At 48.9% G+C, this 9,016-nt stretch carries 5 protein-coding genes; 2 read left to right on the plus strand and 3 right to left on the minus strand.

Annotation, left to right across the window (positions count from 1 at the left end; genetic code table 11):
- Positions 1–13: 13 nt before the first annotated feature.
- From thrS to ABWW03_RS11300, 3 genes are all read right to left on the minus strand, one after another.
- On the minus strand, positions 14–1,936 hold the full coding sequence (thrS, locus tag ABWW03_RS11290; RefSeq protein WP_353408407.1) for a threonine--tRNA ligase: 1,923 nt from the start codon (positions 1,934–1,936) through the stop codon (positions 14–16).
- 196 nt (positions 1,937–2,132) lie between these two features.
- A complete protein-coding gene (locus ABWW03_RS11295; protein ID WP_353408409.1) occupies positions 2,133–4,409 on the minus strand; it encodes a xanthine dehydrogenase family protein molybdopterin-binding subunit in 2,277 nt (758 codons plus the stop codon).
- Complete coding sequence (locus tag ABWW03_RS11300; RefSeq protein WP_353408410.1) at positions 4,406–4,873, minus strand: (2Fe-2S)-binding protein; 468 nt, start codon at positions 4,871–4,873, stop codon at positions 4,406–4,408. Before ABWW03_RS11300 ends, ABWW03_RS11295 begins: the two co-directional genes overlap by 4 nt.
- 1,458 nt (positions 4,874–6,331) lie before the next feature.
- On the opposite strand from ABWW03_RS11300, the gene ABWW03_RS11305 reads away from it, so the two are divergent.
- Positions 6,332–7,030, plus strand: a complete 699-nt coding sequence (locus tag ABWW03_RS11305) for a hypothetical protein (protein WP_353408412.1) — start codon at positions 6,332–6,334, stop codon at positions 7,028–7,030.
- 776 nt (positions 7,031–7,806) lie between these two features.
- On the plus strand, positions 7,807–8,670 hold the full coding sequence (locus ABWW03_RS11310; RefSeq protein WP_353408414.1) for a hypothetical protein: 864 nt from the start codon (positions 7,807–7,809) through the stop codon (positions 8,668–8,670).
- The last annotated feature ends 346 nt before the right edge of the window (positions 8,671–9,016 follow it).

A 9,016-nucleotide genomic window follows, 5' to 3' on the forward strand; every position in this document is an offset into this window, starting at 1 on the left:
TCTAGCGGAAACTTCAGGAAGCAGCTCGGCTGCGTTGCGCCACATCTTGTTCAAGCAGTTCAATAAAGGCCTCAAGGCTCATGCTGCCGAGGTCTTCGCCGCTGCGTGTACGCACGGCCACTGCTTGCGATTCCACCTCTTTATCTCCGATTACCACGAGATAAGGGGTCTTCTGAATCGTGTGCTCGCGGATTTTAAAGCCGATCTTCTCATTTCTCAAGTCCGATTTAGCCCGGAAGCCCTTGTCACACAAGGTTTTCTCTACTTTTTGGCAATATTCGGACTGATTATCGGTAATATTGAGGATTGCGACCTGTTCTGGCGCCAGCCAAGTCGGGAACGCTCCCTCGTAATGTTCGATCAAAATACCGATAAAACGCTCGAATGACCCCAAAATCGCGCGGTGTAGCATCACCGGCACCTGGCGAGAGCCATCTTCGGCGACATATTGGGCATCCAGGCGGCCTGGCATGGAGAAATCCACCTGCATGGTGCCGCACTGCCAGATACGTCCCAGGCAGTCTTTCAGGGAGAATTCAATTTTCGGGCCGTAGAACGCCCCCTCACCTGGCAGGTATTCAAACGCCAGGCCTTTGGCATTCAGGGCATCCGCCAATGCTTTTTCGGCACGATCCCAGTCTTCATCAGTTCCCACGCGCTTTTCAGGACGGGTGGACAGGCGGATGATCACGTCGGAGAAGCCAAAATCCGCGTACACGGAGTACAGCAAGTCGGTAAAGGTCGATACTTCATCCTGGATGGCGCTTTCTTCACAGAAGATGTGAGCATCATCCTGCACAAAGCCGCGCACACGCATAATGCCCTGAAGCGAACCCGAGGCCTCATTCCGGTGACAGGAACCAAATTCGGCCAGACGCAAAGGCAGGTCTTTGTGGCTCTTCAAGCCCTGATTAAACACCTGCACGTGGCAAGGGCAGTTCATGGGTTTGATCGCGAAATCTTTATCTTCGGATTTCACCGTGAACATATCGTCGTGGAATTTATCCCAGTGGCCAGAACGCTCCCACAGGCTGCGATCAACGACTTGCGGCGTCTTGATCTCCTGGTAGCCATTGTCGCGCTGAACCTTACGCATGTACTCTTCAACAGCGGTATAAATTGACCAGCCTTTCGGGTGCCAAAACACCATACCCGGCGCTTCTTCCTGCAAGTGGAACAGGTCGAACTTCTTACCCAGCTTGCGGTGATCACGCTTAACCGCTTCTTCCAAAAAGCGCAAATGCGCTTTCAGAGCTTTCTTATCCGCAAAAGCGATGCCGTAGATGCGCTGCAGCATTTTATTGTCAGAATCACCACGCCAGTATGCGCCGGATGTGCGCATCAGTTTAAAGTGGTGACAGAAGCTCATGTTCGGCACGTGCGGACCACGGCACATGTCGATGTATTCTTCGTGGTGATAGAGGCCTGGGCGATCATCTTTTGCAATGTCGTCATCCAGAATGGCCATTTTGTAGGGCTCGCCACGCTGTTCAAAAGTGTCGCGGGCTTCTTGCCAGCTGACTTTCTTTTTCACAACGGTGTAGTTGGTTTTCGCGAGTTCCAACATACGCTTTTCAATGGCCTGTACATCTTCCTCGGTGAGAGGGTGTTCCAGATCGATATCGTAGTAAAAACCATGTTCGATGGTGGGACCAATCGCCATCTTTGCGTCAGGATACAACTGCTTGATCGCGTGTCCCAGCAAGTGCGCACAGGAGTGGCGAATGATTTCGATACCGTCGTCGTCGCGGGTGGTAAAGATGGTGAGCTCGGCGTCGTCTTCAATAATGTCGCAAGCATCCATACGTTGGCCGTTCACTCGGCCGCCCAGTGTCGCTTTCGCCAGGCCAGGGCCGATATCAGCCGCAACCTCGTAAATGCTTACAGGTTTGTCGAATTCGCGTTTGGAACCATCGGGAAGTGTAATTACAGGCATTTTATAAAATCCTAATCAGTGGTGACCCCTACCAAAGGCCACATGAATTAATTCGGGCAGATTCGAGACCGATCGCACCCATTGTAGAAGTATGTTCAGCACGAAAAAGCCCGCTTTTTGGCGGGCTAAATTCGGGCGCAAACTTTACCATCGGCCAAGGGCCAAATCAATTGAGGAAGCGGCTGATTGCGGCTTTTTATACCCCAAGGGTTTTCGCGACGGGTAAACGGCGAATTCTGGGGCCTCCAGCATTGGCAATGGCATTGACAATGGCCGGAGCCACAGGTGGCACACCGGGCTCACCAACACCACGCGGCGCATCATCCGCCTCGACTATGTCGATGTGAATATCCGGGCTTTCATTCATTCGGGTCAAACGATAACCATCAAAATTCCCCTGCTCCACCTGGCCATCAAGCGTGGTAATTTCACTGTACATCGCAATGCTGGTGCCGAAGATCATGGCGCCCTCCATTTGAGATTTCACGCGATCCGGATTCACCACCTGCCCAGCGTCGATAACGCTGTACAAAGCCAGCAGCTTGGGCGTGCTGCCATCCCAAGCCACTTTCGCGACAACCGCCACGTGGGCAAGAAAGCTGTAATGATAAGCCAGACCCAAACCGATGCCTTTTTCCCTTGGCGCATCCCAGTGGGCATGTTTACACACCCGCTCAATGACCGCTTTTGCGCGTGCAGTCTCGTAGGGATACTCCCCAATCTTGTTCCCATAATTGCTGTAACTGTCTACGCGCGGCTTAATATTGCGATCGGAACCGAGAGATTTCAGCCAGAAATCTTTAGCGTCCATTTTGGCGGCTGCCGCCATCTCTCCCATCACACTGCCATTCGCAAACGCCATGGGAATATTGATCACGGAACGAAGCCAGCCAATTCGCATGTGCGCATTCACCTTACGACGTTTCAGCTCAACGTTCGGCACCTCAAAAGGAAAATCGTGGAAGCCTTGATCCAATTCCCAAGCGGCCATGCTGTCGGCAGGCCCAAACGTCGCGCCAATGGATGGAAAAGCCGTGCTGCCCTGCCAGGCCGTAATCGCTCCGTTTTTGTCCACGGCGGTTTTCAGCTGAGTGTCACAAACCGCATGCAGATAATCATGGCGAATATCGTCTTCGCGGCTCCATGTCACTTTAACGGGCTTGCCCAATTGCTTGGCCAACAACGCCGCTTCGGCGACAAAGTCCGGTTTCGACTTACGCCCAAAACCACCACCAAGATACGTCACATGCACAGTCACCTGCTCCAGCTTGATGCCCAAGCTGGCAGCAATCTGACGCTGCGCCGATTGTGGCGTTTGGGTACAAGCCCACACTTCGCAACGCCCATCTTGGTATATGGCACTGGCCGCAGGAGGCTCCATAGAGGCATGAGCCAGGTACGGTACATGATAGCTCGCCTCAACCACATGATCCGCTTTGGCGAACGCTGCGTTAACGTCACCCTGCTGGAATACATTCAGACTGCCTTCATTTTGTTGATGGCTGTTCGCCAGGGTTTGATCATACGTTTTGCTGCTGTGCGTTTTGTTTGCACCTAAATCCCACTGTAATTTAAGCTTTTTTCGCCCCTGCTGTGCAGCCCAGGTGTTTGTTGCAATGACAGCGACGCCTTCAACGGCATTAAACGCGGCAGGCAATGGTTTGCCTTGAATTTTTTCAACGGCGAGCACACCGGATACCGCGAGAGCGTCCTTGGCATCAAGTGATAGCAGCTTGCCACCCAACACCGGACTGCGTTCAATACTGGCGTGAACCATATCTGGCAATTGAACATCCACACCAAAAGTCGCCTTGCCCTGAATAAAATCAGGCACATCAACGCCTGAAATGGGCTTGCCAATATAGTTAAATTCTTTTTTCGATTTCAGTTTTAGGCTATCAAGCTTAGGCAACGCTTCCTGGGCCGCCAGACTCGCCATTTCAGCGAAGCTGGCGGTTTGCTTTCCATCGCTCAATTGATGCCGATCGACGGAAATACTTTCAACATTCACACCCCACTTTTTAGCCGCGGCTTGCCGCAGCATTTCCCGCGCGGCCGCCCCCATTTTACGCATGGGCAAATAGAAGTTACGCACACTGCGAGAGCCGTCAGTATTTTGGGAACCATATTCCGTATTGGCCTGCCCTTGAACCACCTGAACTTTATTCCAGTCGGCCCCCATCTCGTCCGCTAACACTTGAGGCAAGCCAGTGCGAATGCCCTGCCCCATTTCAGAACGGTGACACACAATTCTTACCGTGCCATCGAGCGCGAGCTCAACAAATAGATTCAACCGCAAAAAGTCGTCGTTACTCGTTTTTGCACCACTGATCAAATCCATAGGCACCGCTTTGGGGGCGGCCTGCGTCAAAGGAGCACCAAGCAGCAGTCCAGAACCTGCCGCAACACCGCTTGCCTGCAAAAACTGACGTCGATTCAGCTGATGGATACCCTGTAGGGATTGTTTGCTCATGCTGTCTCCTCCTGTCCGGCTTTGGCAGCCCTCTTGATGGCTTCCTTAATGCGAGGATAGGTCCCGCAGCGGCAAATGTTTCCGCTCATGGCATTGTCGATATCCTCATCATTGGGCATCGCGTTGTACGCCAGTAAAGCCGCCGCACTCATCATTTGTCCGGGCTGGCAATAGCCACACTGAGGCACATCAATATCCTTCCAGGCTTCCTGGACGGGATGGCTGCCATCCTTAGATAAACCCTCGATAGTGGTAATGGATTTACCCGCCACCATCGACAAAGGCGTGAGACAGGAACGAATGGGCGTACCATCAAGGTGTACGGTACAAGCACCACAAAGGCCCTTCCCGCAGCCGTACTTGGTGCCGGTCATTTGCAGAATATCGCGCAGCGCCCAAAGCAATGGCATATCTGCCTCGGCGTCAACCGCTTGCGCTTGTTGGTTCAGGGTAAATGTAATCATCAGGCTATTTATCGCATGTTATTGGTTTTGGGTTTTCAGCCGAGTTTCAGACTCCAGCCGTCAAGCATGTCACGTTATTCTAGCAAGTTTTGCCTGCCAATTGAGCCTTGGTAGAACGAGCCAAATTCGGGTTAAAACGCGCCACAAAGCAAAGAAATACACCGATAAAACGCACTCCATTTGGGCACGCTCATGGAAATGGACATTTTTGTCGCCCTAGGCCTCATTTAGTGTAAATTGTTTGGTTTTTATACAGTTTTTTCTTGTAGAATGCGCGCCTTGTCGAACCTGCCCATGCTGCTTGCCGAATGGTCCAGGCTTGATACGTTACAAAGCTTTATGTAGGAAAGACTATGATACCTATCACCATTGAGGTGGAACTCTCAGGCTTGGCACTAAGAGATGTTCTTATGCCAGCAGTTCCATCAAGGGGAGAGAGTTTAGTCATGGAAGATGTGCATTATTACGTCACGCGAGTGACCCACGATATCGAAGCAGGAAAGTGTATTGTTACCGTGCGCTAGGCACGACGACACAGTAACCCAGAGGTCGCTTCACGGCACAATCGGATTCTACCGATAAAAGCCCTATCGTTATGATAAGAATAAAGAAGAGCCGCTAGAACAATGCGGCTCTAATCCCTTTCTAAACCCACTGTCTTTTATTAGTCACTCCCAACGCCTGTACGATCTACCCCACCAATCGCACAAGCATCACCATTATTGAGCGGTAATCTTAGGGCCCAAACTCATCAAAACCCGCTGAAAAAAATTAAAACCCAAGCGCCGCACCTGCCTCATCAACGCGAATCGACGCATCCAAATCACAACCGAACACATCCGTGCGATTGTGGGCTATCTTCACACCATCTACACTGTTAGCGCTTGTTCATGAAGAGTGAGTCCCACTACTCGAAAAAATTATGAAAAACCGTCTCCAAGATTCAGGCCTGCGGAAATTAATCCAGCAGGTGCATCAATTTGAGCAAAAGAGAAATGAACAAAGCAGGCAAACAACCATAAGATTCTTCGCACTTACATCACCGTTTTTATTGAAACAGTCACGACGAGCACCACTTCTATAGAAAATGAAAAGCCTTGGGAAATGTTAGGTAGACACTCGACCATAAAGTTATGGAAGAAGAAACGCTGAGATTCAAACTCCACGTATAGAAAATAATAAAATTTCTAAAGCAGACACATCTTTTCGGAACAAAAACCGGGCCTTTCAGGACAGTCCCACAGAAACTTCATTTGTTTTATTTTTATTCAGAAACGATTAATGCGAGCTATCTAGAATGCACGGCGACGCAAGTATCAACCGAACAGCAGCTAAATCACTTCGTCAAACCAATTGAGTGGAAACTTTTGGTACTACCGTCAATACTGGTAAGACACAGATTAGTCTTCAATGGCATGAACCCGAATAATAAAACAACGCATACAATGGGAAGTCCTCGTGATTCTATGTAACCATAAAGCTTTTTTTACATTCGTCGTATTCACCCTACTCCAAGCAAGCACCCAGGCTTTTGCGCAGGAAAGCACACTGGAAGACCGTATCACAGGATTTAATGTGGCGGCGAGTGATGACTTTAACAACCAGTCTATAGGAAGTGGTCAATTTATTTTGTACACCCAAATCTCGATTTCCGCCCCTACCGTCATTACCCGCGCTATGAACCTTAGCGACTCCACCCAACCCAGCGCCACGATTTATGAATACACCATTCGGGAGAGCACAGCGCCTTATAACGTCGTCGACTCCGGCGCAGCTGTGCGAATAAACCGTACTTCTTACAGCAATGTGACAAGAAGTGGCAACAATACCAATCTGGATGAGTTCACATTCAATAGCGTCCAACTGCAACCTGGCCTTTACTACATTGGTGTTTATGCCAATAGCGGTACCGACTACGTGTCGATAGCCCATAACTCCGGCGACACCGGGCCGCTTCTCGCGGACTCGGGGGGTTCATTTATTTTTGCGCCGATTGACTATCATATGTTCGTCAGCTATTTCGGAATCGTCAGCAACGCTCCGAGCGCGGGTGCACAAGGAGTTCCTTCCCTTCCACTATGGGGACTCCTGCTATTGGGGGCATTGATGACAATAATAAGTCATCGAGCTCGTAGAAAAGGAAATACAAGAATTTAAGACCGAATGCCCCCCAAATAGGCCATCACCGTTTTTCAACTGCACGGTGGTGCCTGTTCCAATATTTGAGGAATAAGAGACATTTCTTATCCTCGGAGTGCATCTACTTCACATTCAAGCAGACACCTTTAATTCTTCTTCCCTTTCCATATTTGCAATAGTTTTGTCATTTCAGAATTTTATTTTAACTTGGCGACTCATATTGCGCTTCAAAGTTGGCGAGTCAATCGGTTATGTATTATCTATTGATAACGCAGCACAACGTCCGTGGTCTGCGAAGAGAAACATATACGCTCATTGGTATTCACATTCATTAGACAGGAGGTTTTCATTCCATTCTATGTTGCATGCATTGATGAAAGCGCATTGGGGTCGAAGGGTGTCTTCGAATGTTAGTATTACCTCCCAAAGTAAATGCCAATCAAACAACAATGTCTTTGTATGCAACACTTTTTAATTCCCGTATTCCAGGTGAATTGGGGGACTCTTATTTCCACTCTAGCTGGATTCCCCTCTCCAACTCAAATCCGACATAACACTTTGGGAAAGCAGCTCAGCATACCCACTTGAGCCAACAACAGACTTAATAACCCCCAAATTGAAAACCGCCTTAAAGACGTCCAAAAGTACTAATTTTACCTCTATTGATACCCCCTTCAGTTACAATCCCTCGATTCGATCAATGACTGATGAGTTTCGCTCGACGATATAGATGCAACCGGCAGATCTAAGCTCGGGTTTTTGAGCCATCAATGTTCAGAAATAGAGAAGACAGAATGAAAAACATGTGTACTCAAGCACTCATCTCAGCGTTCGCAATGCTTTCAATTCCAGAGGAGACTTCGGCTCAAACGGTGACAATATCTCCATCGCTGATATTTGAGAATCAAGCATTTAAAGTAGACCTAGTGATATCCCCCGCCTGCAATGAGGGTGTTTCTTCAATTCAAAAGAGCGTGTCGCACTCTGTTGTTCGCTACGAGGTCGATCTAATTGGCTCCAGAATTGAGCAATGCGCGGATATAAGCCCAGCCATCCCAGGCAAAGTCACGTATTACTCTGACATCATCGAGGGAATGGCTCGTGGAACGAACTATGTTGACCTTGAGTACTATATCAACACAGTAAACGGCCGAACCTCAACCCGATCTACAAGGACCATCGTCAATGTTCAGGGGACAGAAGGATATGAAGGATCTGGCGCCCTCCACCATAACCTTGAATCCCCAAGAGACGGAGAAACAGTCAGCGGCATAAACCTCATCCGAGGGTGGGCATGCTATGAAAGCCCCATTACCGTAAACGCAGTACAATACCAAATAGATAACGGCCCACTAATAGAAATCCCTTACGGATCAACTCGCCCTGATACAAACTCAATTTGTGATGGGAAAGAAGAAAATGGCTTTGGCGCAACAGTGAATTGGGGGGCTTACTCTCTCGGTCATCACACGCTAAAGCTATTTATCAATGGGAAAATGACCAGTGAACATAATTTTGAAGTTGCGGGCTTGGGGCAGGAATTCGCACGAGGGATTTCACGCTCATTCATTTTAAATGACTTTCCGGAACCCGGAAAAAATGCAACGATCGAGTGGTCAGAAGCTTTACAGAACTTTCTCATTATTGAAGCGAAGTAATCACAGGGGCTACCATACCTGATCCACATAGTGGATGCCCCACTCTCAAATACTGATCGATAGTTTATACAGAATCACCCAAAAATCACCAAAGCGCATCCGAATCAAATTACACTACTGATAGTCATTGGCATACTCATGTGTTCAGCATAAACAGAATAATTGTATTGAGAATTCAATGCAAAAGGCCGTGCAGTGCACGGCCTTTTGCATAGCCCAATCTTCTTATACTCTTACCTTCGAGGCCCCCAAGCACTGCACGACATTTTCGCACCACTTATTTATACAGAACGATTCTTTTTCAACCTTAAGGCTACCATGCCCGCTAAAGCTGACATCATGACCA

Source organism: Pseudoteredinibacter isoporae (assembly GCF_040372805.1).
Lineage (GTDB): Bacteria > Pseudomonadota > Gammaproteobacteria > Pseudomonadales > Cellvibrionaceae > Pseudoteredinibacter > Pseudoteredinibacter isoporae_A.

Excerpts from the sequence above, each read along its gene's own strand:
- thrS (WP_353408407.1), bottom strand. The coding sequence starts at position 1,936 with ATGCCTGTAATTACACTTCCCGATGGTTCCAAACGCGAATTCGACAAA.
- ABWW03_RS11295 (WP_353408409.1), bottom strand. The coding sequence starts at position 4,409 with ATGAGCAAACAATCCCTACAGGGTATCCATCAGCTGAATCGACGTCAG.
- ABWW03_RS11300 (WP_353408410.1), bottom strand. The coding sequence starts at position 4,873 with ATGATTACATTTACCCTGAACCAACAAGCGCAAGCGGTTGACGCCGAG.
- ABWW03_RS11310 (WP_353408414.1), top strand. The coding sequence starts at position 7,807 with ATGAAAAACATGTGTACTCAAGCACTCATCTCAGCGTTCGCAATGCTT.